Raw genomic sequence first — 23,191 nt, forward strand, 5'->3', positions numbered from 1 at the left:
GGAACCGAAGACACCGGAACCGAAGACACGGCTGCGGAGGCCGCCCTCGTCGAGGCGGTGGACAGTGAACCGGTTCGCCCCGTGGCTGACATCGCCCATTGGTCGAGGCAGATCACCGGCTGGACCGAAGCGCGCCGCGAAGCCCTGGCGCTTGAGCTCTTCGAGGCGCCCAGTCATGGCCTGCCATCGCTGGATGCCTATGCCAATGCGATCCTCGATCCGGTCCGCCCGGACGCCGAACGCGATCAGCTGGCGGGTATCGCCTATCTGACCCTTGCCGGCTGGCTCGAGCACGGCTTGCTGGATTCCGAAACCCGGACCCCGCGCCACTTGTTTGACGAGGAGGCGGAGCAACTCGTCCGCCGTCTTGGCTGGGCCTTTGAAGCCGGAGATGTCGGACAGGCCATCGCCGACAGCGTGCCGCGCGTGCGCGATTATGATGCGCTGCGACATGAAATGATGCGTGTGCTGGCGGTGACGCCGATCTGGCCGGGCGTGGATACCGGACCGTCGCTGAGCCGTGATGATGCCGGATACCGTGTGGACCAGCTGCGCACCCGCCTGACCGCCGAGGGTCTTCTGGACGCGCGCTGGCAGGAAGGCGAGCCCTATGATGTTCGCCTCGAAACCGCCGTCCGGCGCTATCAGGGGCGAACCAATCTCGCCCCTACCGGCCGCATGGACCAGGCCACGCTGCGCCAGCTCAACCTGCCGCCGGATCGCCGGATCGGACAATTGATGGCCAATCTCGAACAGCGCCGCTGGCGGACGCGGGATCTCGGTCGACGGCATATCTGGGTCAATCTCGCCGATTTCCGGCTTGAGGCCTGGGAGGATGGCCAGCTGGCGCGCGAGCATGAAGTCATGGTTGGCGCGCAGGCGAGCTCGACGCCTGAATTCTCCGAGGAGATGCGCTATATCGTGCTGAACCCCTGGTGGGGATTGCCCGCCGGTTCGGCGCGGCCGCGCTTCCAGTCCTTCCGGCGCAATCCGGGGCTGGTCCGTGATCTCGGTTTCCAGATCTATAACCGGGCCGGTGAGGCGATCTCGGTGTATGAGGTCGATTGGAGCCGCTGGGGCAATGACTGGCCCTACCGGATGTCACAGCCGCCCGGGCCGACCAATCCGATGGGGGAGGTGAAATTCATTTTCCCGAACCGGTTCAATGTCTACATCCACGACACCACCGAGCGAGACCAATTCGTGCGGACGCGCCGCGACTTCTCGGCCGGTTGCATCCGGGTCCAGGACCCCCTCGCGCTCGCGGCCTGGGTGCTTGAGGGGCAGGATGACTGGGATCGTGACCGGATCGATGCGGTTGCGGCCGGCTCGTCTCCGCGTGTTGTCTGGCTGGACGAGCGCATACCGGTTCACATCGCCTATTGGACGGTTGTCGGCGATGATGACGGCGAGGTCCGCTACCTCAATGACCTTTACCGGCGTGATAACGGCGTGATTGACGCCTATCTTGCCGCGTATGATTCCCGGTCCGGACTGGGCCCGTCACCGGTGCGCCTGGCCTCCGGCGCCCCGAGCGCCAGTCTGGATTGACGCGGTGGCGCCCCTTCGGGATGCGATGCATTCAGGCGACAGGTTGCGCTGGGAGTGAAAGTCGAGTTTGAACCGGTAAGTATTTATTTTTATTGTATTATTCCGCGCGCAGTACCGGCGGACGCGATTTGAGTGTAACATCGCTGCAACGGGCGCAGATTTTTACACCAAATGCTTGTTTTGTCTCGGACCGGTGTAGCGCTCGCGATCTAATTGTAGTAGGAAATCCGACAGGAAATGCCCTGTGGACAGGGATTCCTCGTGTTCGGCATGTGGTCGAAAACGGTCAGTCACACCAAGGGAGCACCGCTCCCGGAGGGGGAATGATGAAGAAACGGCTTTTTACGGCGGCCGCCGTTGGGGCCTTCCTGGCAGCGGGTCCTGCGTTCGCTGACGAAGGCTGGTATGTGCGTGGCGCCGTCGGTTACGGTGGCCCGGGTGACACGGATGTCTCCGGTTCGCTGAATGGTGAAATTCAGGGCGAAGGCAATTTCCGCGAAGCGGTTGCCCTCGGCTATGAGTGGATGGACGGGTTCCGCCTCGAAGGCGAACTGGCACACCGCTACAATGATACCGGTGCTGTTGGTGGCTTCGAAAACAGCCTCAGCGATTTCCAGATTTGGTCGCTGATGGCGAACGCTATCTTTGATTTCAATCCGGATGGCAGCTACCACCCGTATGTTGGCCTTGGTCTCGGTCTTGCCGAAACCAGCGGCACGCTTACCGGTTGGTCCGCAGGCACGATGCCTCCGGTCCCGACCCCTGCTGACTATGTTGTGGCTCAGGATTCGGACAATCCGTTCGCCTGGCAGGTCATGGCTGGTATCGGTTGGGATCTGACCGAGCGTCTGACGCTGGATACGGAATACCGTTATTTCTCCACCGGCAGCTCTGATTATGCTCCGGGCGTGAGTGTCGATGGTCTGGGTGGTCACGAAGTGTGGCTTGGCCTGCGTTATTCCTTCGCAGCCCCGCCGCCCCCGCCGCCTCCGCCGCCGCCGCCGCCGCCTCCGCCGCCGCCGCCTCCGCCTCCTCCGCCTCCGCCTCCGCCGCCGCCGGCTGAAGTGTGTGACGATGTCAGCTTCCCGGTCTACTTCGAGTGGGACAGCTCTTCGCTTACGGATCAGGCCCGTGCGGTTATCGCTCAGGCATCCAACCAGCGTGGTACCTGTGACGTCACTCGCGTGACCGTCGCCGGCTTCACGGACCGTTCCGGTGCAGCCTCCTACAATGTGGGTCTGTCCGAGCGCCGTGCCCGCGTTGTCCGCGAGGAATTGGTTCGCCTTGGCGTTCCGGCAAGCTCCATCTCGATGGAAGCCTTCGGTGAGACCCGCAATGCCGTCAGAACCAATGACGGTGTCCGCGAGCCGCTGAACCGTCGTACGGAAGTGGTTATCGTTCTCGACTAATCGTCGAGCGATCGCTGAACAAGATGCGGCCCGGTGTTTGTCACCGGGCCGCATTTTTTTTGTTCTGGGCCCGGGATTGGAATATTAATGCGCCGATCTCGGGGTGGGAGGGCATGATTGGGCGGTTCTTCCGCCTTGCTGAGGACAGGCTTGACCCACCGGATTGGCCGGTTCAAACCGGCAGAAATCCTTTGCGGCAAACGGGCCGTGAGGCGTCGGGAGAATTATGATGAGCAAGCCGGACAAATCCTATCGCAAGCGCGAGATCGCCGGACACACGCTGAGCCCTGAAACCCAGATGATGAGCTATGGCTATGATCCCAAGCTCTCGGAAATGTCGATCAAGCCGCCGGTTTTCCTGACCTCGACCTTCGCCTTTGCCACCGCGGAAGACGGGGCCGCCTTTTTCCGTGTGACGCTCGGCCAGGCCGAAGAGGGTGATCCGGAACAGGCCGGCCTGATGTATTCGCGTTTCAACAACCCGAATATGGAAGTCCTCGAGGACCGTCTGGCCCTCTATGACGGGGCCGATGAGGCCGCAGTCTTCTCGTCCGGCATGGCCGCCATCTCGACGACGCTGATGGGCCTGGCCCATGCCGGCTCGGTCATCCTGCAATCGACGCCCCTCTATGGCGGCACCGAAAGCCTGATCCGCAAATTCCTGCCGCATTACGGAATCAAGTCTGTCGACTTCTTCGCCGGCGCCCGTGAGGAAGAATTGCGCGACGCGGCAGTGGCCGCGATGGCCGAAGGCGAGGTCTCGGTCATCTATTGCGAGACCCCGACCAACCCGACCAATGACCTGGTCGATCTGCAGGCCTGCCGCCGCATCGCCGACATGATCGCCGAGCAACAGGGCAAGCGGCCCTGGATTGTCGTCGACAACACCTTCCTCGGACCGGTGGGCCAGGCTCCGCTGGCCCTGGGTGCCGATGTCGTCGTTTACTCGCTGACCAAATATATCGGTGGCCATTCCGACCTGATCGCCGGCTCCGCCTCCGGGCGTTCGGAAGCCATGGCCCTGATCCGTGGCCTGCGCGGCTATCTCGGCACCAATCTCGACCCGCACACCTGCTGGATGCTGCTGCGGTCGCTGGAAACCGTGAAGATCCGGATGGAAGCCGCGGCACTGGGGGCCCGCAAGGTCGCTGAATATCTTCGCGACCATCCGAAGGTCGGTCGTGTGCGCTATCTCGGCTTCCTCGAGAAGGGCACGCGCGATGGCGATGTCTTCCATGCCCAGTCAACGATGGCCGGTTCGACCTTCGCATTTGACCTGGCGGACGAGAAAGCCGCTTTCCGCATGCTCAATGCCCTGCAGGTCATGAAGCTCGCCGTCAGCCTCGGCGGTACGGAAACCCTGATCTGCCATCCGGGCTCGACGACCCATCGCGGTGTCGATCCGGAATTGCGCAAGCGCCAGGGTTTCTCGGACGGTCTGGTGCGCATCTCGGTCGGTATCGAAAATCCGGACGACCTGATCGCCGACCTCGAACAGGCGCTCCAGAACGCTTGATAACGCGACCATGTACCCCGGCCGGCACAACCTGCCGGCCGGGGGTGGACGGCTCGGTTTAAACGGCTATCACTGGCTCATGCACGACAAAATGGACCTCAATCCGGACGAACGCGCCGTACTCGATTGGATCGATACGCGGGCCGATGGCATGATCGAAACGGTCAAGGCCTGGTCCGCAATCAATTCCGGCAGCCGCAATGCCGATGGCCTCGAGGCCATGCGCGCGGAGCTGGAAACCGCCTTCGCCGAGACCGGCGGCGAGATCCGTGCGATCGAGCTGCCGCCGACCACGGTGGTGGATTCCGACGGCACTGTCCGCGAACAGGCTTTCACCCCGTCCTTCCATTGCCGGATACGCCCCCAGGCACCAATCCGCATCGTCATGACCGGGCATCACGACACGGTTTTCCCGGCCGGCAGTCACTTCCAGTCCACCGAGCTCTGGGATGATGACACGCTGAACGGCCCCGGGGTCGCCGACATGAAGGGTGGCATCCTGGTGATGCTGCACGGCATTCTCGGCCTCGAGCGCTCGCCCTGGAAGGACGAAATCGGGATTGATGTGCTGATCAGTCCGGACGAGGAAATCGGCTCGCTCGGATCGGGGCCCATACTTGCCGAGCTGGGAGCCGGCGCGGATATCGGCATGACCTATGAACCGGCGCTGGCCGACGGGTCTCTGGCCGGGGCACGCAAGGGATCGGGCAATTGGTCCTTGAAAGTCTCCGGCCGTGCCGCGCATGCCGGGCGCGAGCATCATCTGGGCCGCAATGCCCTGGCCGCTGCCTGCCAGTTCGGGCTCGGCCTTGATGCCCTCAATGGCAAGCGCGAGGACGTGACCTTCAATCTGGCCCGTATCGATGGTGGCGGTCCGCCGAATGTGGTGCCGGACAATGCCGTCGTCCGCTTCAATGTGCGGGTCAAGACCGAGAATGACCGTGTCTGGGTCGAGGCCGAGCTGGAACGCCTGGTCGACGAAATCCGGGTCCGGGACGGGATTGAGGCGGAGCTGCATGGCGGCTTCACCCGTCCGCCCAAACCCATGTCGCCGGCCAATGCGCGCATGTTTGAATGGACCCGCGCAGCCGGCTCGGCGCTCGGGCTCGACATTCGCTGGCAGGACACGGGCGGTGTCTGCGAAGGCAATAATCTGTGGGCGGCCGGCTGCCCCAATGTCGATACGCTGGGCGTGCGTGGCGCGGACATTCATTCCGACCGCGAGATTGTCAAACTGTCCAGCTTTGCCGAGCGCGCCAAATTGTCGGCCATCATGCTGATGAAATTCGCGCAGGGCCAATTTGATGCGCGGGAAGCGCGGGCGCTGGCCAAACGCCAGGGCTGAGGACTGATCGGGAGGGATCATGCTGATCGTACGTGCGGCCAAACGGTCGGACCTGGACGCCCTGGTGCGTCTCGCCGAGGAGGCCGGTACCGGCTTTACCTCACTGGCCGTTCCCCCGGATGTGCTCGAGGAACGCCTCGCCAAGTCCGAACGCGCCTTCTCAGTGCCGGGCGACCGGCAGACCGAGGATACCTATCAGCTGATGCTGGAGGATACCGAGACAGGCCGGATTGTCGGCTGCTCGGCCGTGAAGGCCATGGTGGGTGTGTCGAAACCCTACTGGGACTTCAAGATCATGACCCTGGCGCAGCATTCCACCGAAGCGGATCGCCGCTTCGACATGGATGCCATGCTGATGGTCAATGATTTCGCCGGGGCATCGGAAGTCGGGACCCTGTTCGTGTCAGAGGCCGGGCGGGGTACCGGCGCGGGGCGGCTGGTCGCCCAGTCGCGCTATCTGTTGATCGCGGCCGGACAACAGCGTTTCGGCGAGAAAGTTCTCGCAGAGCTGCGCGGTGTTGTTCACGAGGACGGATCTTCGCCTTTCTTCGATCATGTCTCGCGCCCCTTCTTCCGCATGGATTTTGACGATGCGGACCGGCTGTCGGCGGCGACGGACAATCAGTTCATCCTCGATCTCGGACCGCAGCATCTGATCTATGTCGACCTCCTGCCGGAGGCGGCCCGGGCGGTGATCGGCCAGACCCACAAGGACGGGCAGGGCGCCTATAATCTCCTGAAGTGGGAAGGCTTCCACTATGACCGCTATGTCGACATTTTCGACGGTGGTCCCCTGGTTTCGACTTGGACCGAGAATATCCGCACCCTGCGCGAGAGCCGCGAAGTGACGGTGCGGGCGGCAACGACGATCGGCGGCGCCGAGGGCATTCTGTCGACCGACCGTTTCAATGATTTCCGGACCTGCCAGGCGCAGGTCGTGGATGATGGTGACATTGTGGGCGTGTCCTACGACACGATGCAGGCACTCGACCTGCACGAAGGCGATCGCGCCCGCTTCTGGCGACGCAAGGGATAGCAGCATGACTTTCATCAAGGGCGAATGGCGCGACGGTAGCGGCGCGGAACTCCTGTCCCACAATCCGGCCGATAACACCGTCGTCTGGTCGGGTCACACTGCGACGCCGGACGACGTCGCCAGGGCGTTTGCCGCTGCCCGTGAGGCGTTTCCGGCCTGGGGGCGCCGGCCGCTGGCGGAGCGCATTGAAATCGTCGAGCGCTACAAGGCAGAGCTGGAAACGCGCAAGCCCGAACTGGCCGAACTGATTTCACGCGAGACCGGAAAACCGCGCTGGGAAGGCCTGGCCGAGGCTGGTGCGATGATCGGCAAGATCGACATTTCCGTGAAGGCGAACACCGAGCGAACCTCCGGTCATGAAACCGAGACGGCGTTCGGATATGCCCGGCTGGCCCACAAGCCGCTTGGCGTCATGTTCGTGCTCGGCCCGTATAATTTCCCGGGCCATCTGCCCAATGGCCATATCGTTCCGGCGCTGATCGCCGGCAATACGATCGTCTTCAAACCGTCCGAAATCACCCCGGGTGTCGGCGAGGCCATGGTCAAGGCGTGGGAGGCAGCCGGCCTGCCCGCAGGCGTGCTCAATCTGGTCCAGGGTGCGCGTGAAACGGGCGCGGCCGCGCTCGATAATGCCGAGCTCGACGGCGTGCTTTTCACCGGCTCCTGGGGCACGGGCAAATTCATCCACGAAAAATTCGCCGGCCGGACCGGTATTCAGCTGGCGCTGGAGATGGGCGGCAATAATCCGCTCGTTGTCTGGGACGCCGGGGATGCCGAAGCCGCTGCGCGCATCGCCGTCCAGTCTGCCTATGTGACCGCGGGGCAGCGCTGCTCCTGCGCCCGTCGCCTCATCCTGCCGGAAGGGGCCTTTGGCGATGCCGTGATTGACGCGATCATCCGGATCGCCGGCCAGCTTTCCATCGGCCGCTGGGATGCCAGCGAAGAGCCCTTCATCGGCCCGCTCGTCTCTGCGCGTGCGGCGCAGGGCGTTCTCGACGCCCAGAGGGATCTGGTCGCCCGGGGAGCCAGGGCTCTGCTCGAGGTCGCACCTGTGCCCGCGCTCGGAGAGGCCTTCCTGCGCCCCGGCCTGCTCGACGTCACCGGCGTGGATGTGCCCGATGAGGAAGTCTTCGGCCCTCTCATCCAGGTCACGCGTGTGGCCAGTTTCGAGGCTGCGATGGCGGCGGCCAATGACACGGCCTACGGCCTGTCTTCCGGTCTGGTGTCTGACAGTGAAGAGCTGTGGGAGCGCTTCTGGGTCGAAAGCCGGGCCGGGATTGTGAACTGGAATCGGCCGACCTGTGGTGCGGCATCGAATATGCCATTCGGTGGCCCCGGCCAGTCGGGCAATCTGCGACCCAGCGCCTATTATGCCGCGGATTACTGTGCCTATCCGGTTGCCACACAGGCGGCCCGGACGCCGGAGCGGATGGCTGTCAAGGGAGTGGATTGATCATGGCGGCACGCGAGGCGAATTTCGACGGGTTGATCGGGCCGACGCATAATTATGGCGGCCTTTCCGATGGCAATCTGGCCAGCGCTCGCAATGAGGGGCTTGTCTCCTCGCCGCGTGAAGGCGTGCTTGAAGGCCTGACCAAGATGAAACGCCTCGCCGACGCCGGCCTGGTGCAGGGGCTCTTGCCCCCGCATGAGCGTCCTTTCCTGCCATTGCTGCGCCGCGCCGGTTTCTCCGGCAGCGATGCGGGCGTTCTGGAGTCTGCCTGGAAGCAGGCGCCAGGCCTGGTCCGGAAGGCAAGTTCGGCGTCGCCGATGTGGTCGGCCAATGCCGCGACCGTATCGCCGTCGGCTGATACCGCGGATTCGCGCCTGCATTTCACGCCGGCCAATCTCCTGACCACATTGCACCGCTCCATCGAGGGGCGTCAGACCCAGCGCGGATTGTCCTGGGCGTTCGCGGACACGGGTCGGTTTGCGGTCCATGACCCCCTGCCCATGCAGGCCGATTTCGCCGATGAAGGCGCTGCCAATCATGTGCGCCTGTGCGCGGAGCAGGGCGGTGAGGGTGTCGAGATTTTTGTCTATGGCCGGGTTGCCGGCGAGACCTGGTCCGGCGCTTTCCCGGCGCGTCAGACACTGGAAGCCTGCCAGGCGGTGGCGCGCTCGCACGGGCTGGACCCGGCGCGGTGCGTCTTTCTGCGCCAGTCGCAGGACGCGATTGATGCCGGCGCCTTTCATAATGATGTTGTCTGTGTCGGCACCCGTACCACGCTTTTCTTCCACGAGCTCGCTTTCGAAGACCGGGCGGGCGCGATGGAAGCCATCCGCCGCGCCGCCGATGGCTTGTTCGACCCCGTCTTTGTGGAGGTTCCCGAGGCGGAAGTACCGATCGGCGATGCCATCACCAGCTACCTGTTCAATTCTCAGCTCCTGGAGTGGCCTGGCGAGGACCGTCTGGCGCTGATCGCACCGAAAGAGACCGAGGAAACCGCGACCACGCGCGCCTATTGCGCAGGCATGGTCGCGGGCAATGGCCCGATCGGGCGCGTGGACTTTGTCGATGTGCGCCAGTCCATGCGAAATGGCGGCGGCCCGGCCTGTCTGCGCCTGCGCGTCGTTCTGACCGATGAGGAACTTGCCGCCGTGACGCCATCGGCGTTGATGACGGACGCGCTGTTCAGCCAGCTGACGGCGTGGGCGAACACGCATTATCGGGACCGGCTTGCGCCCGATGATCTTGGCGATCCGGCCTTGCTGACAGAGTCGCGCACGGCCCTGGATGCGCTGACCGGGATTTTGGGGCTGGGTGGCGATTTCTACCCGTTCCAGCGCGGCTGACTGACTTGTGTGGGTTGAGGAATAATCCTATTCTCCAAGCCTCTACCCAAACGGGTTTTTCGTGATAGTTTGCCGCCTTCGCACTTCGGGGGAGCACGCAGTTGTCAGACGTCAGGCCTGTGCCGGTCATTCTGGTCGATGATGACCCGGACGAGCATTTCCTGTTCAAGGCGGATCTCGAGGATGCCGGCGTTGACTTCGAGTTCAATGGCTTCACGCGTCCAGAAGATGCGCTGGAGCATCTGCGTGCCCGGGACCCCGGCCCCGTTTTTGTCCTGTGTGATCTGAGCCTGGCCGGCGGCGATGCGCTCGCCTTCATCGGCGACACCCAGACCGAGCTCGGTGGCGGCGCGATCGGCGTGTATTCGGGCGCGCGCAATCCGGAAATGGAAGAGAAGTGCCGCGCGGCCGGCGCCACCTTCTACATCGTGAAACCGGTCTCACGGGAAAAACTGGTCGAAGCCCTCGCCAAGACCGGGACGATGATGCTGGCCGAAACGCAGGACGGTCGCGTCAGCCCGGCCATGGTCTGAGCCAGGCCCTGAGCGAGGCTCTGAAGCGGATTCGCCGTCAGACGGCTTCCGCCTTGCCGGTCAATCCACCCGCCATCGCATATTCCTGACTGCCGCGCGTGTAGACCTTGTCGCCCTCGGCGATGTCGGACGGCTTGTATTCGGTCAGATCCGGCAGGCGATCATAGATAGGCGCGAAGTCGGCATAGGTCGCCTCCATCAGCTCGTCATAGCTGTCGATCACGAAGTAACTCTGCTGGAAATCATCATAGCGGTAATCGGTCCGCATGATCCGTTCGAGATCGAAATGGATCCGGTTGGGGGAGCGGGCTTCAAGACTGAAGATCGATTCTGCGCGTGACGAGACAATGCCGGCGCCATAGATGCGTCGGCCTTCCGGCGTGTTGATGAGGCCGAATTCCACCGTATACCAGTAGAGCCGCGCCATGTGCTTGATGGCATCGAATTCGAGTGAGCGAAGACCGCCCCGGCCATAAGCCTGCATATAATCGGCAAACACCGGCTGGGTGAGCAGGGGAACGTGACCGAAGACATCATGGAAGATGTCGGGTTCGGGCAGGTAGTCGAGCTTTTCGCCATCCCGGATGAATCGTCCGGAGACGAAGCGGCGATTGGCCAGGTGCTCGTAGAAGTCCTTCTCCGGGATCAGGCCTGGCACTGTCACAACTGTCCAGCCGGTCAGCTTTTCCAGCTTTTCATTGACCCGCCGGAAATCGGGAATTCCGCCTTCATTGAGATTGAGCATTTCCAGCCCGGCGAAATGTTCCGGTGCCGCACGTCCCTTGAGGATTTTCATCTGGCGCTCGTAGAGCGTGGTCCAGATCGCGTGCTCTTCCGACGAATAGCGCTCCCACTTCTGGTCGATGGTAAAATCGGCAGCAGGGTCCTGTTCCGCAACGACGGGATCATTCACAGGCATGGACGGGCTCCGGTCACATGAGGGATCGAGTTAGTTTCATTTGAAACTAATATAGGTCAAAGCGCGCCCTGACCCAACAGTCATATGGTGCGAAAACGCGGTTTCAGGCACGAAAAACGCCGCCCCGGAAGCCAGGGCGGCGCATTCGTTCAGGCCAGTCGCCGGATCAGTCGGTGCAGAGCACGTCGACCAGGGCGCCGCACTGACCGGAGGTGCAGGCGCGGTTCTGTTCCAGATACCAGGTCTGTGACCGGTTATAGCGGTCGACGCTGTAATGGGCGGCGCGGCGCAGTCCGGCGGCCTGGCACATGCGGTCGGCGGCCTGCTGGTCGCAGCGCGCCCCATAGCCGCCCAGGCAGCGATCAATGCCATAGCCATTGATCTCCGGGCGCGGGAAGAAAAGGCTGTCGACGCCACGGACACCGCCGCGGATATCGGCACGCGGTCCGCCGGGATAGCCGCCACCTGATCCACCCCAGCTGCCATCAACACGACGCAGCGATGTCAGGCGGTTGCGCAGGCCCAGGCTGGTGAGGTCGCGAACCTCGCCCTGGACGCGCTGGCAACTGTCGGTGAAGCCTTCATCATCACAGATGATCCAGGTCTCGCCACGGGCAATGATCAGGCTGTCGGCGCGGTCATTGAAGCCCATGCGGGCGAGGTTGGACGTGTCGGAATCCACGGCGACACGCTGGCCCTCGAAATTGATGCCGTCATAGAGGAAAACACCCGAGCGAGGCCTTTCGCCTGCGCCACCGGGGCGACCCGGGCGGCTGGGTCGACCGGCATAATCAGGTTCGGCCGAGCTGATCTCGCCAGACATGCCACCCCCGATATTGGCGATATCGCCATCGATCACCATGCAGGCGCCATCGAAATTGGCGTGCTGGCAGGCAACCCATGCACCGCGTCCGCCATGGCGAACCGATCGGGCCTGGTCATTGAAATTGATGCGCGAGAAGTCCGGCGTACTCGTGGTCACGACAACCGAGCGCCCGGTATAGTTCGGACCGGAATAGAAGGTCAGGGACGGGCCGCCATAGCCGCCACCCGGGCGACCGGGTTGGCCGGCAGCGACCGGGCGAAGCGAGGTCAGCTGGTCATTCATCCGGCCCATGGACGCCTGGCCCGAGGCATGGATTTCACACGTGCCGCCATAATCATCGTGCTGGCACAATTCCCACTGGCCGGACACGACCCGGAAGGACGAGGTCCGGTCATTGAAATTGACCGAATCGAGATTGCGGACATCGCCGGAGATCCGCACTTCGCGGCCGCGATAATTGGCATCCTCGAAAAGGATGATGGACTGGGCGGCGGCGTGGCCGGCGAGGCTGGTGAGCAGGAGGCCGATCGCGGCCTGTCCAAGGCGTTTCATGGTCATCTCATTGTCCCCTCTGTCGGGTCTGGCATGGTAGGTACAGACCTTGTCACAGCGCACATGAACCCGATCCGGGATAGCGGGTCATCTGCCGTTCATCGTGATCCTATTGTGGATCGGCTGGTGTTTCTTCCTCGGTGTCTTCATTGCGGTTGCGCCGCTGATTGAGCAGGCCGCGCAGTAATTGTTCGGCCGGATCCGGGCGGCTCTCCTCGCCATTTTCATCATTGCTGTCATCCTGGCCGTCATCCTCACCACCCAGGCCGATCGCATTGAGCAGGCCGTCGCGCAGCGCGTCCTCCGGCGAACCGGATCCGTCACCGCCCAGCGCACTGTTCACCGCGCCCTGGAGCAGGGCCTCGCCGACCGCTTCGGTATCGACGCCGACCGAGACCGAATTAAAGCCGCCGCGCAACCGGATCGGCACGGTGATACCGCGCAGATCGCGCTGGCCGCCCTGACCTTCGATGGAGGCAACCGCGCGCGGCCGCAGGCGGTAATCCACGCTTTGCCCGGGCAGGTCCACAGACCCGGCGCCCTCGATGCGCAGGAGCGGAGAGAGCATGAGCAGGTCACGCTGCGCGACCTGGCCGTCGGTGATGGTGAAAGAGCCGGTCAGCGAGGAGAAATCGGTGGCCTGCTGCTCGCCCGTACTCGCCGCGCTTTCATCCTCGGCTTCACCCTGGCTGCCACCGCCGCCCACCAGGCTGCTGACATTGCGGATGGTCTGGGCAACATTGATTCCGACGAGGGCCCCGTCGGCGAAGCTGAAATCCCCGCTGCCATCGAGCGAGCTCATGATGGCGGCCTGGGAAGCCCCGGCGGCTGTGAGATCGAGCGACAGGGCGCCTGTGCCCCGCAATTTGTCAAAGCCCGCCGCGGCTTCGAGGAAGGGACCGGAGTCGAGCCCGTCCAGCGAGGCGTTGAGCGAGAAGCTGGGACGATTGCCGCGGCCGTTGGCGACCACAGTGGCGCTGCCCTGACCGGCATAGAGCGCGATATTCTCCAGCGTGACTTCCAGCCGGCTATTGTTCAGCCGGGCGCGCAGCCGGGCGTCGGTAATCTCCAGGTCCTGGACCAGAAGACGACCAACCTCGAGCCGCAGATCGGCGTCAACCACACCGAGTCCGGCCAGATCGATCGGGGCTTCGCTCCAGGGCGGGACACCGCCACCGGATGCCGGGGCCGGGCGTTCGACCGGTGCCGGCAGATAGGGGTTCACATCCAGTTCCGCCAGGGTGAGCGAGCCGGTCAGGCGCGGGCGCGGCCCGGTCATGTTGGCGGTCAGCTCGGCCGAGCCGGCAATGGCGTCAAATTCCAGCCGGGAGGCCGTGAGTCCGATCTCGCCCGGCGTCCCGGTCATCGTGCCGACGGCCCGGAAGCCTTCGATATGCTCGCCCGGCGGCAGGGGCGCGCCCGCAAAGGCGGCGAGATTCCGGATCGAGGGAATGGTGGCGTCCAGCGCGCCGTCAAAGGCAATCGCTTCGCCAGCGAGAAAACGCCCGTCAAAGCTCACATCGGCGAGATTGCCACCGAGGCCCAGCGTGACCGGCGTTTCACGTCCCTCGAAGAAATCGCGGATCGAGCCGATCGTGGCGCTGAAGTCGAGGCTCTCGCCATCGGCATTGAGCGCACCGTTCAGGCGGGTCTCCGTGTCCAGCGAGGGCAGGGCGACCATCAGGTCAAGCCCGGTGATGGCCCGGTTCTGCGTCCCATCGGAGAAATAGAGGGCGCCATTCTCGATCCGCACATCGCCGAAACTGGCCTCCAGCGGCAGAGCCCCTTCACGCCGGACAAAACCTTCGCCCGAACTGGCAGGCGCCGGCGCGGCCGCGCCGTCGGGATCGGTGAAGCTCCAATTATTGCCGGATCGCGTCTGTTCGAGGCGGATGGTCGGATCGACCAGAACGAATTCGGTGATCTCGACGCGGCGACTCAGGAGCGGGATCAGGCGGACGCCGACACGCATCTCGCGCATCTCGGCGAAGGCCGCCTCACCGAAGCCGGGTGCATTGGCGATCGACACGTCGCTGGCGCGAATCTGCAATTGCGGGAAGACCTGCAGCGAGATGTCGCCGCCCAGCGAGACATCGCGATTGAGCGCGTCCCGGGCTGCGGTTTCCACCGGCTCGCGATAGGTCGAGGCGGGAATGACCGCTGGCAGGATAAAGACCGCTGCGACCGGCAGGACAACGATAAAGCCGAGGGCGAGACCGAGGCGTTTCATGGCGGGGGGCACTCCGGGTTGGTTGAAAAATCACGCTAGCGGCAGCGTTTGTCGTTTTCTTGGCGAGACGTGAAAAACTCTTCGCGTTAGGTTACCGCTGATTGCAACGTCACCAAAGGGGGGAAATGCCATGTCGAGGAAACCACCGGTGGATCTCGTCCGCCGTCGCGAAATGATCATGGGGCTGGCGGCCGGAACCGTCCTGCCATTCGTGGCAGGGTGTGCGGACAATGCAGCGCTCGGGCGCAGCCAGCTCATGCTGGTCTCGGACGGGCAATTGGCCCAGCTCTCGCAACAGGCCTGGCAGGACAGCCTCCAGCGTGAGCGTGTCCTGCGCGATCCGTCCTACCAGCGACGCCTGCAGCGCGTCGGCGACCGGGTCGTCGCTGCCTCGGGCCAGAGCCATCTGGACTGGGAGTTCGTGGTCTTTGACAGCGATACCGTGAATGCCTGGGTCCTGCCCAATGGCAAGGTCGGATTCTACAAGGGCATTCTCGACATCATGGACACGGATGACCATGTCGCCACCGTGATGGGGCATGAGGTCGGCCATGTCGCCGGACGCCATTCCGCCGAGCGCGCCAGCCAGCAGATGGCGGCCCAGATGGGTGTGTCGCTCCTGGCCAGCGCTATCGGGTCCTCGGGATCGAATTATGCCCAGTACAGCGATGATGTCGGGGCGGCGCTCGGCATGGGCGTGACCTATGGCGTCATCCTGCCCTATTCCCGCGAACACGAATACGAGGCCGACCGCCTCGGCGTCGATTACATGGTCGGGTCCGGCTATGACCCGCGCCAGGCGGTGGACTTCTGGGTCGGCATGTCGGCGATGAATGATCACAATGTGGCCGAGTTCGCCTCCACCCATCCGTCCGACGACAACCGCGTCGCCGCCATGCGGGCCCATATCCAGGCTCGCGGATATACGGGCTGACCATCACCGTCAGGGCTGCTGCAGAGCCCTCTGCAAAAGCCTTGACGGGGTGCTTGCCAGCGGGGGGCGGGGGCGCTAGTTTCCCGCGCCTCACGCCAAGGTCGGCAGCCCCGCTGCCAACCCTCCGTCGTGACAAGGTGTGCCGCCTTAGCTCAGTTGGTTAGAGCGCTAGATTGTGGATCTAGAGGTCCCCTGTTCAAACCAGGGAGGCGGTACCATTTTTCTTTCCGCTCATCCCTGTTTCGCCCGCCTGACGGGGCGTTTTGACCAGAGCCTGAATGAGCAGGATCAGTCCGGTCATCTCCAATGTCTCCTCCAGTGTGGCGAGGAGATCGCGCCTGAGGTCCGTCACACCGGCATGGTGCGGGTCTATGTGGGTCAGGTATTCGCCGGCGATGAATTCCATCCCGACGGCCCCGCCAAGATAGATGGTGCCCGCGATCATGAGCGCGAGGGCCTGCCAACGGTCCAACGCAAGAAGCCAGCGCCAGAGCATTGCGCCGAGCGCGGCCAGTACCGCGCGTACTGGCTGAGCGGCGCCAGGGCGATGCGCCCGAGCTCTACGCGGATACGGGTTTCGCGCGAGCGGCATTGAAATTCACGCCGCGACGGTCATCGATCGAGGAAATCGTACAGGATGCCTGGCGCTATCATGCGCCACGTTTTCGATCTGAAGCGGCTTGACGGGGTGCGGGTCCGCTCGCGGCCCGCACTCACCGCATGCTGTCGGCATCGCTTTCCGCGTCAGCGGCCGCTTCCGCCCGGGCTTCGATCAGTGCCCGCGCCTCGTCATTGCTGGAGACCCGCTCGATCGTGTCGAAATAACAACGATCCTGCCGGGTCTGGACGTATTCGAAGTGCGGATTGTGGATGGTGGCGAAGTTATCGATGCTGAGGCCGACGCCGGTGCTGGAGCGCAATCCCATGCAGCGGCGCTTGAGCGTCACCAGATAGCGGCGGCTGGCGCCCGCGCGCAGCACCAGGTGCTGGCGGTCAAGCACGGCATAGCCATTGATATTGCGGATCCGGATCGGGCCGTCGCGGGCCTCGGTCACGACTTCGGTGGAGGCCTCCGTCTCGGCAGCGGCCGGAACCACCGCCCCGTCCTGTGTTGCGAGCGCGGAGGCGCTGGCGGCAAGCCCCAGCGCGCCGAGCGCGGCGATCAGACCGGTTGTGAGCGTCGGACGGGGCAGCGTCTTGCGATTCAGGCGTGTCATGCGTCGTCTCCTGGCTGGCAGCCCGGCATCGCGTGATGACAGGCAGCGGGTCGGACGTCCCTCGTTATTATTATTGGCCCATCCGCAGGCCTGTGCAAGCCGCTCAGCGGGCCGCGTTAACGCCGGGTTAGCCACGTTTGCGTGAGTCTGGGCAGGCGATTCGAGGCGATTCGGCCTCTTGGGATCATCCTTTGGCAGCCACGCCCGCGGAGAGACAGACTTGGTCAGCCCCGTCGATACACACAGCCAGGACTTCACCATGCGCGCCATTCGCCAGGCTGCGCAGGAGACCGGTACCGATTTCAACTTCCTGGTGAACACCGCTGCCCGGGAGAGCAATTTCGATGTGCGGGCCGAAGCGCGAACCTCCAGCGCCGCTGGCATGTTCCAGTTCATCGAGCAGACCTGGCTGGGCGTTCTGTCCCGTCGTGGTGCCGAGCATGGCTATGCTGCCGAAGCCGACGCCATCACCCAGAATGCCAATGGTCGCTTCACCGTGACGGACCCGGCGCGGCGCCAGGAAATCCTCGATCTGCGCTTTGACGCCGTCGCCTCTGCCCGCATGGCGGGCGAGCTGGCAGCCGAGAATAGCAGCGTCATTGAGTCCCGCATCGGGCGCCCGGCTTCGGGTGGCGAGCTGTATGCAGCCCATTTTCTCGGTGCCGGGGGCGCAGCTGAACTGATCTCCGCGGCGGAGCGCAGTCCGGACCAGCGTGCCGACACCCTGTTTCCGGCCGCGGCCCGGGCCAACAGGCCGATCTTTTTCGAGGGCGGGCGTCCGCGCTCCACCGCTGAAGTCCTGGCCGTCTTGACCCATGAAGGCGATGGCGCCCGCGCCCGCACCAATACCCGCCAGCTGGCCCAGGCCACGGCGATGCAGGAGGTCGGCAACATGCTGGCCACGCCGCCGGGCTCGACCGGCGGCAATAGCATGGCGGCCCCGTCGCCGGTCATGCAGTCGGTCGCCTCGATGCGGTCCAATCTGCAGGTCGGCAATGGCGAGCTGTCGCCGGCTCTGGTTGAGATTCTCGCCTCGCTTGATGCCCCGCGCGCCGGCCGGGTTCGCGATTCGTAAACGGGACGCAGGCGGCGGCAAGATTTCATTAAGCATGTCGCGCTTAGATTCCTCACCAGAGTCTTTGCGTCTGACCCGTTTTCTCGCGTTTGAAATGGACGTCCCATGAGTGTCGTAGCCCTTCGAAACAGCCTGACAAACGACGATATTCGCCGCCTTGTGAAGGGCGAGAATGACGAAGACCGTGCCATGGCAGCGCGCAAGATCTGCCGCCGCATGGATGCGGCTTCCCTGACCGAAGTCGAACGTACGGCCGCCCGGGACATCCTTGATCTGATCGCACGCGACGCGGCCGAACTGGTCCGCCGGGCGATGTCCATCACCCTGCGTCAGTCGCCCAATCTGCCGCGCGACATCGCGCGCAAGCTTGCGGCCGATGTCGACAGTGTTGCGACGCCTGTTCTGGAGACCTCGCCGGTCCTCACCGATGAGGACCTGCTCGTGGTCCTGCAAACGGCCGAGACGACCAAGCGCTGCGCCATCGCCGGTCGCAGCCGGGTTGCGCCGATCGTGGTCCATGAAATCCTCGATAGCGGTGATGATGCCGCCGTGTCGGTCGCTGCGTCGAATGACGGGGCCGAGTTCGATGATGCGGCCTATCAGCGGGCCTTCACCGAATTCTGCGAGAATAGCGGCGTGATGGATGCCTTCGTGGCCCGCTCGCAATTGCCGCTGAGTGTCACCGAGCGCCTGATCGCCCATGTCTCTGACGTGGCGCTGAACCGTCTCGTGAAGACGCACGCTCTGCCGCCGCAATTGGCGGTGGAACTGTCCGAGGGCGCGCGCGAACGGGCTACCCTGGACCTGGTTGACCAGGCCGGTCTGGCCCATGATCCCAAGCATTTCGTCCAGCAATTGCGCCTCAATAGCCGGCTGACGCCGTCCTTGATCCTGCGCGCCCTTCTGCGTGGACACATCGCCTTCGTCGAGCACGCCTTTGCCGAGCTGGCGGGCGTCACCCATTCGCGTGCCTGGTTGCTGGTTCATGATGCCGGGCCATTGGGTTTGCGCGCGGTCTATGACCGGACCGGCATGCCGTCGCGTCTCTATCCGGCTGTCCGGGCGGCGCTGGACGTTTATCACGGCATGGAAATCCCCCAGGATGACGCCGGTCGGGCGCATTTCCGCCGGGCGCTGGCCGAACGCGCGATCACCCGCTTCCAGGGCATTCCGGAGGAAGACCTGGACTATGTGATGAGCCGGTTCGATGACGATGTGGATGCACTCAAGGCCACCGGATAAGCCTCGCCTTCATCGTCGCGCATGAAAAAGCCGGTGCTGACGCACCGGCTTTTTCATGTCTGGACCGGGCCGCAGGGCGCGTCCGGATCAGTCGTCTTTCCAGGGCTCGGCGAAGGCCGTCGTCTGGGTTTCGAGCTCGCCGGCCAGCGCGGCGGCGACGGGATCATTATCATCCCGGATATTCTGTGACAGGGCCGCGCGGATCGCGCCGACATGGGCCAGGGCGAGGGCGGTCGGCGCCTTCTGACGCTTTTCCGGCATGTCGATCATCTTGGTCAGCGACTTGGCCAGGCGTGTGACAATCGGGAATTCATACGTGGTTCCCAGTCCGCGCAGGTCATGGGCGCGAATGAACAGTTCCTCGCCCTCCTCGCCCTTGAGGCCGGTCTCGCGGACGATCTTGGCAGCAGCCTCCAGCTTGACGACTTCTTCTTCCAGCCACTGGCCGAAATCACCGCGCATGTCCTTGAGGGCCTCTTCGGCCTTCTCGATCATGTGCAGATCGCCTTGGCTGATCGGTCCGCCGACCTTGATCTGCAACATGTTGGGGGCGGAGATGACCTCCACATCCTTGTTCTGGGCCATGAGACGTCCTCTTAGCTGGCAGTCGCGAGCGCGGCGTCTTCAGCGCCAGCCCGGTTGTGGGTTTGGTAGCCGAGGGTCTCGCGCAAGGTCTGGGCGAGATTGGCCGCGGTGAAAGGTTTTGTCAGGAAGGCATCGACGCCTGTATTGCGTGCCTCGCGAATGCGCTCTTCGGCGCTGTAGGCGGAGAGCATGATGACCGGCAGGTTCGGCGCCGGGCTGTGGCGCCGGTCGCGCAGCGTGCGAACGAGATCGATGCCGTCGCGCGGCTTCATCTTCCAGTCGGTAATCACGAGATCGATCTGTCGGGAGCCGATCACATCGAGCGCCCGTTCCACAGTGTCGGTCTCGATGACCGCGCTGCAGCCGAACGCCGTCAGCGAGACTTTCAGCGCCCCCCGCAGGGCGGCGCTGTCATCCACCAGAAGTATGGTGAGACGCGATAAAGTCTTGTCCAGCGCGAAGTCGCTCATTGCGGGTTCGGGTCCGTTCGATCAAATCGTCCGGGCAGACTGGCACGGCTTGCTTAACGCCAGCCTAAATCGGATCAGTTTTCGAACTGTTCGACCAGAATGCGTTCAGCCAGATCCCGGCCCGGATCGAACAGCATGGTGAGGGTCACATCCTGAGCTTCCACCACGTCCACACGGGCGACTTCCCGGAACTCCTGATTGTCCGCCACGGCGGAGACCGGTCGCAGCGAGGGTTCGACGATCTCGAACCCGACCCGGGCATTGCGCGGCAGCAGAGCGCCGCGCCAGCGACGCGGCCGGAAGGCGCTGATCGGAGTCAGGGCGAGGACCGTGGAATCGAGCGGAAGGATCGGTCCGTGCGCCGACAGATTATAGGCGGTCGAGCCGGCCGGGGTGGCAACCAGGACACCGTCGGCCTGCAATTCCGACATCCGGCTGGTGCCGTCGATCGTGATCTTGATCTTGGCTGTCTGACGGGTCTCACGCAAAAGCGAGACCTCATTGATCGCCAGGGCCTCGAAGGGCTTGCAGTGAATGTCCTCGCCAACGGCCCGCAAGGGATGGATGCGCGCGCGCTCGGCCAGGGCGAGGCGTTCGGTCAGCCCGTCCTCGCGAAAATCATTCATGAGGAATCCGACCGAGCCGAAATTCATGCCGTAGACCCGCGCTCCGGTCTTGATGGACAGGTGCAGCGCGTCGAGCATCAGCCCGTCACCGCCCAGGGCGACAATGATCTCGGCCTCCTCGATCGGAACATGACCATAAACCTGTTCAAGGCGCGACTTGGCGGCCTTGGCCTCAGGACGGGGGCTGGCGAGAAAGGCGAGGGAAGCGGTGATGGCGGGCTCGAAGGAAAACCTGATGAAACAGGTTCTTATTCAAGCCCTCGTGCCCATCTGGCGCAAGACCTTCGCCGCTTTTTCCGGTCCGTACATGCGGAAGACATTCGCGGCGGCGGCCATCGCGTCGCCCTCGAGGGCCTGATGGATGCGGCCGGAACGCTGCAATGTCTTGTGAATGATCGGATAGGCGGTGCGCTCCAGCTGTGCAGCCTGGCAGGCCATGGCGGCAGCGCGGACGCCATTCATGGCCAGCGCGACGCGCCATTGCGATGCCTTGATATCGCACAATGCTGCAATCGCATGATCGAAAACGGCTTCCTTGCCCGCTTTCAGGGACTCCATCGCGAAGCGACCGGAGAGCTTTCCGGCGTCTTTGGCGTCCTGGACTTCCCGGGCGGCATTCTTGTCGACGTCTTCCGGTGTGGCGCCCAGCGCCGCTTCGACCGCGAGGGTTTCGACCTTGGCCTTGTCGAGGCCAAAGCGACGATACAATTCCTCGCGCCAGTTTTCCGGCAGCATGATGCAGAGCTGGGTGGCGTAATCGGTCGACAAGTCATGACGGCGGGCGAGGGCCTCACGCAGTTTGGGATGCTCGCGCGCGACATGCAGGCAGACCTCCAGCGTGTCCTCGGAGATCTCGGCCGTGTCATTGTTTGCGAGCGCGCGCAGGACGATCGGCTCACCCGGCTCGGCCAGGCGGTCGGTCACCGGCAGGCAGAGATTGGCCCGCATGGCGAGATGCCGGCGATGCTCGATGGAGCCCGCCTCTGCCAGCTCGATCATGTCCTTCTGGGTCAGAAGGTCGCTTTTCTCGATGATGATCGCAGAAATCTCGATCTGGTCGAATGCGAAATGGCGGACTGCCGAATGGGGCGCCCAGTCGCAATTGGCGAGTTTCTTCGCCATCGCCACCTTGGTGTCGAGGTCAGACTTGGTCGACAGCGTAACAAGGAGGTCACCGGCAATCGGCTCGGCGCTTGGCGCGAGCGGTTGCGCGACACACATCTCCGTTACGCTCAGCGCAAGTTGCTGGCGTTTCTCGGGGTCGCGTACGGTCGCGAGTAGGTGAAGAGCGTCAGCGGGTTTAGCGGCCATGGTTCTTGATTTGCGATCAGTTGTATTGACCGTTATCGATGACATGGACGCCTTGAAAACTTCTTAATTCGGGCTGTCGGCACGGGGAGTTAGAAGCATGGAAGACATGCAGCAGGTATCATTGTCATCACTCTATTCGGGTGTCCGCAATCGAACACAATCCCTGGTCGCGGAACTGGGCGCCGAGGACATGCTGGTCCAGACCATGGCCGATGTCAGTCCGACCAAATGGCATCTGGCGCACACGACCTGGTTCTGGGAGACTTTCCTTCTCCGTGAGCATTTGCCGGGCTACAAAGAATTTTCCAGCGAATACAATTACCTGTTCAATTCCTACTACAACGGGATCGGCGATCGGCATGACCGGCCCGAGCGCGGCTTTCTCAGCCGCCCGCCGCTGGGTGAAGTGCTGGATTACCGGGCCCATGTCGATGCCGCGATGATGCGTTTACTCGGCGCTAACCAAGACCTCAAAAATGCGGCCCTGGCGCCTCTGATCCAGCTTGGGCTCGCCCACGAGGAGCAGCATCAGGAGCTGACCCTGACCGATATCAAGCATGTCCTGTCGCGCCATCCCTTCGCGCCGGCGGCCTTCCAGGCGCAGACATCCCGCGCGGTGACGCAATCGGGGCCGCCCGGCTGGGTCGCGTTCGATGGCGGCATTGTCGAGATCGGTGCCGAGGCCGGTGGCTTCCATTTTGACAATGAGGGGCCACGGCACAAAGCCATCCTCACGCCCTTTGCCCTGGCGGATCGGCTGGCGACGAATCGCGACTATGCCGATTTCATTGCCGATGGCGGCTATGGCACGGCGACGCTCTGGCTGTCCGATGGCTGGGCTCGGGTGCAGGCCGAAGGGTGGACCGCGCCGCTCTATTGGCGCGAGGGAGCCGCCGGGTGGGAGGAATTCACCCTGCACGGCCAGCAGACCCTCGATCCGGACGGGCCGGTCATTCATCTGAGCTATTACGAGGCCAGCGCCTTTGCCGAATGGAGCGGGGCGCGGTTACCCGATGAG

At 63.7% G+C, this 23,191-nt stretch carries 21 protein-coding genes and 1 tRNA gene; 13 read left to right on the forward strand and 9 right to left on the reverse strand.

Annotated features, from left to right (window positions below):
- From QZ266_RS07140 to QZ266_RS07175, 8 genes are all read left to right on the forward strand, one after another.
- The coding region (locus tag QZ266_RS07140; RefSeq protein WP_295693234.1) for a L,D-transpeptidase family protein at positions 1 to 1,551 on the forward strand (1,551 nt) is incomplete at its 5' end.
- Positions 1,552 to 1,877: 326 nt separating this feature from the next.
- Complete coding sequence (locus QZ266_RS07145) at positions 1,878 to 2,960, forward strand: OmpA family protein (RefSeq protein WP_295693236.1); 1,083 nt, start codon at positions 1,878 to 1,880, stop codon at positions 2,958 to 2,960.
- A gap of 229 nt (positions 2,961 to 3,189) precedes the next feature.
- Positions 3,190 to 4,476 (forward strand): cystathionine gamma-synthase family protein, encoded by a 1,287-nt coding sequence (locus QZ266_RS07150; protein WP_295693239.1) that lies wholly within the window; start codon positions 3,190 to 3,192, stop codon positions 4,474 to 4,476.
- Between the two features lie 79 nt (positions 4,477 to 4,555).
- Entirely contained in the window at positions 4,556 to 5,821 is a 1,266-nt protein-coding gene (locus QZ266_RS07155; RefSeq protein ID WP_295693241.1) for a hydrolase, read from the forward strand.
- A 19-nt stretch (positions 5,822 to 5,840) separates the two neighbouring features.
- Positions 5,841 to 6,857: an arginine N-succinyltransferase gene (locus QZ266_RS07160; protein WP_295693245.1), complete on the forward strand. Its 1,017-nt coding sequence runs from the start codon at positions 5,841 to 5,843 to the stop codon at positions 6,855 to 6,857.
- Positions 6,858 to 6,861: 4 nt separating this feature from the next.
- A complete protein-coding gene (gene astD / locus QZ266_RS07165) occupies positions 6,862 to 8,310 on the forward strand; it encodes a succinylglutamate-semialdehyde dehydrogenase (RefSeq protein ID WP_295693248.1) in 1,449 nt (482 codons plus the stop codon).
- Complete coding sequence (gene astB / locus QZ266_RS07170; protein WP_367178213.1) at positions 8,310 to 9,653, forward strand: N-succinylarginine dihydrolase; 1,344 nt, start codon at positions 8,310 to 8,312, stop codon at positions 9,651 to 9,653. Before astD ends, astB begins: the two co-directional genes overlap by 1 nt.
- A gap of 101 nt (positions 9,654 to 9,754) precedes the next feature.
- On the forward strand, positions 9,755 to 10,186 hold the full coding sequence (locus tag QZ266_RS07175) for a response regulator (protein WP_295693251.1): 432 nt from the start codon (positions 9,755 to 9,757) through the stop codon (positions 10,184 to 10,186).
- A 37-nt stretch (positions 10,187 to 10,223) separates the two neighbouring features.
- On the opposite strand, the gene phhA is transcribed toward QZ266_RS07175, so the two are convergent.
- From phhA to QZ266_RS07190, 3 genes are all read right to left on the reverse strand, one after another.
- Entirely contained in the window at positions 10,224 to 11,105 is an 882-nt protein-coding gene (gene phhA / locus QZ266_RS07180) for a phenylalanine 4-monooxygenase (RefSeq protein WP_295693254.1), read from the reverse strand.
- Positions 11,106 to 11,271: 166 nt separating this feature from the next.
- Positions 11,272 to 12,489, reverse strand: a complete 1,218-nt coding sequence (locus QZ266_RS07185) for a beta/gamma crystallin-related protein (RefSeq protein WP_295693257.1) — start codon at positions 12,487 to 12,489, stop codon at positions 11,272 to 11,274.
- A gap of 103 nt (positions 12,490 to 12,592) precedes the next feature.
- Entirely contained in the window at positions 12,593 to 14,713 is a 2,121-nt protein-coding gene (locus QZ266_RS07190; RefSeq protein ID WP_295693259.1) for an AsmA family protein, read from the reverse strand.
- A gap of 130 nt (positions 14,714 to 14,843) precedes the next feature.
- Between QZ266_RS07190 and QZ266_RS07195 the strand changes: the two genes are divergently transcribed.
- Positions 14,844 to 15,647: a M48 family metallopeptidase gene (locus tag QZ266_RS07195; RefSeq protein WP_295693261.1), complete on the forward strand. Its 804-nt coding sequence runs from the start codon at positions 14,844 to 14,846 to the stop codon at positions 15,645 to 15,647.
- 141 nt (positions 15,648 to 15,788) lie between these two features.
- Positions 15,789 to 15,865, forward strand: a tRNA-His gene (locus QZ266_RS07200).
- On the opposite strand, the gene QZ266_RS07205 is transcribed toward QZ266_RS07200, so the two are convergent.
- Entirely contained in the window at positions 15,844 to 16,239 is a 396-nt protein-coding gene (locus tag QZ266_RS07205; RefSeq protein ID WP_295693264.1) for a hypothetical protein, read from the reverse strand. The two genes, QZ266_RS07200 and QZ266_RS07205, sit on opposite strands and share 22 nt — an antisense overlap.
- A gap of 121 nt (positions 16,240 to 16,360) precedes the next feature.
- On the reverse strand, positions 16,361 to 16,864 hold the full coding sequence (locus QZ266_RS07210; RefSeq protein ID WP_295693267.1) for a DUF6491 family protein: 504 nt from the start codon (positions 16,862 to 16,864) through the stop codon (positions 16,361 to 16,363).
- Positions 16,865 to 17,084: 220 nt separating this feature from the next.
- Between QZ266_RS07210 and QZ266_RS07215 the strand changes: the two genes are divergently transcribed.
- On the forward strand, positions 17,085 to 17,939 hold the full coding sequence (locus tag QZ266_RS07215) for a hypothetical protein (protein WP_295693270.1): 855 nt from the start codon (positions 17,085 to 17,087) through the stop codon (positions 17,937 to 17,939).
- A 105-nt stretch (positions 17,940 to 18,044) separates the two neighbouring features.
- On the forward strand, positions 18,045 to 19,181 hold the full coding sequence (locus tag QZ266_RS07220) for a DUF2336 domain-containing protein (RefSeq protein WP_295693273.1): 1,137 nt from the start codon (positions 18,045 to 18,047) through the stop codon (positions 19,179 to 19,181).
- Positions 19,182 to 19,268: 87 nt separating this feature from the next.
- Here QZ266_RS07220 and QZ266_RS07225 read toward each other — a convergent pair whose 3' ends face one another.
- From QZ266_RS07225 to QZ266_RS07240, 4 genes are all read right to left on the reverse strand, one after another.
- The gene (locus QZ266_RS07225) at positions 19,269 to 19,766 is read right to left on the reverse strand and encodes an Hpt domain-containing protein (protein WP_295693275.1); all 498 of its coding nucleotides are present in this window, start codon (positions 19,764 to 19,766) and stop codon (positions 19,269 to 19,271) included.
- 11 nt (positions 19,767 to 19,777) lie between these two features.
- Positions 19,778 to 20,236, reverse strand: coding sequence for a response regulator (locus tag QZ266_RS07230; protein ID WP_295693278.1), 459 nt, complete (start codon positions 20,234 to 20,236; stop codon positions 19,778 to 19,780).
- 74 nt (positions 20,237 to 20,310) lie between these two features.
- Positions 20,311 to 21,075 carry an NAD kinase gene (locus QZ266_RS07235; RefSeq protein WP_295693285.1) on the reverse strand — a complete coding sequence of 255 codons (765 nt, stop codon included), beginning with the start codon at positions 21,073 to 21,075 and terminating at the stop codon, positions 20,311 to 20,313.
- 39 nt (positions 21,076 to 21,114) lie between these two features.
- Complete coding sequence (locus QZ266_RS07240) at positions 21,115 to 22,083, reverse strand: DUF2336 domain-containing protein (protein WP_295693280.1); 969 nt, start codon at positions 22,081 to 22,083, stop codon at positions 21,115 to 21,117.
- A gap of 187 nt (positions 22,084 to 22,270) precedes the next feature.
- Between QZ266_RS07240 and egtB the strand changes: the two genes are divergently transcribed.
- Positions 22,271 to 23,191, forward strand: a 921-nt coding sequence (gene egtB / locus QZ266_RS07245) for an ergothioneine biosynthesis protein EgtB (RefSeq protein ID WP_295693282.1), incomplete at its 3' end; no start/stop codon positions are given.

Origin of the sequence: uncultured Maricaulis sp., from assembly GCF_905480005.1 — a bacterium.
Lineage (GTDB): Bacteria > Pseudomonadota > Alphaproteobacteria > Caulobacterales > Maricaulaceae > Maricaulis.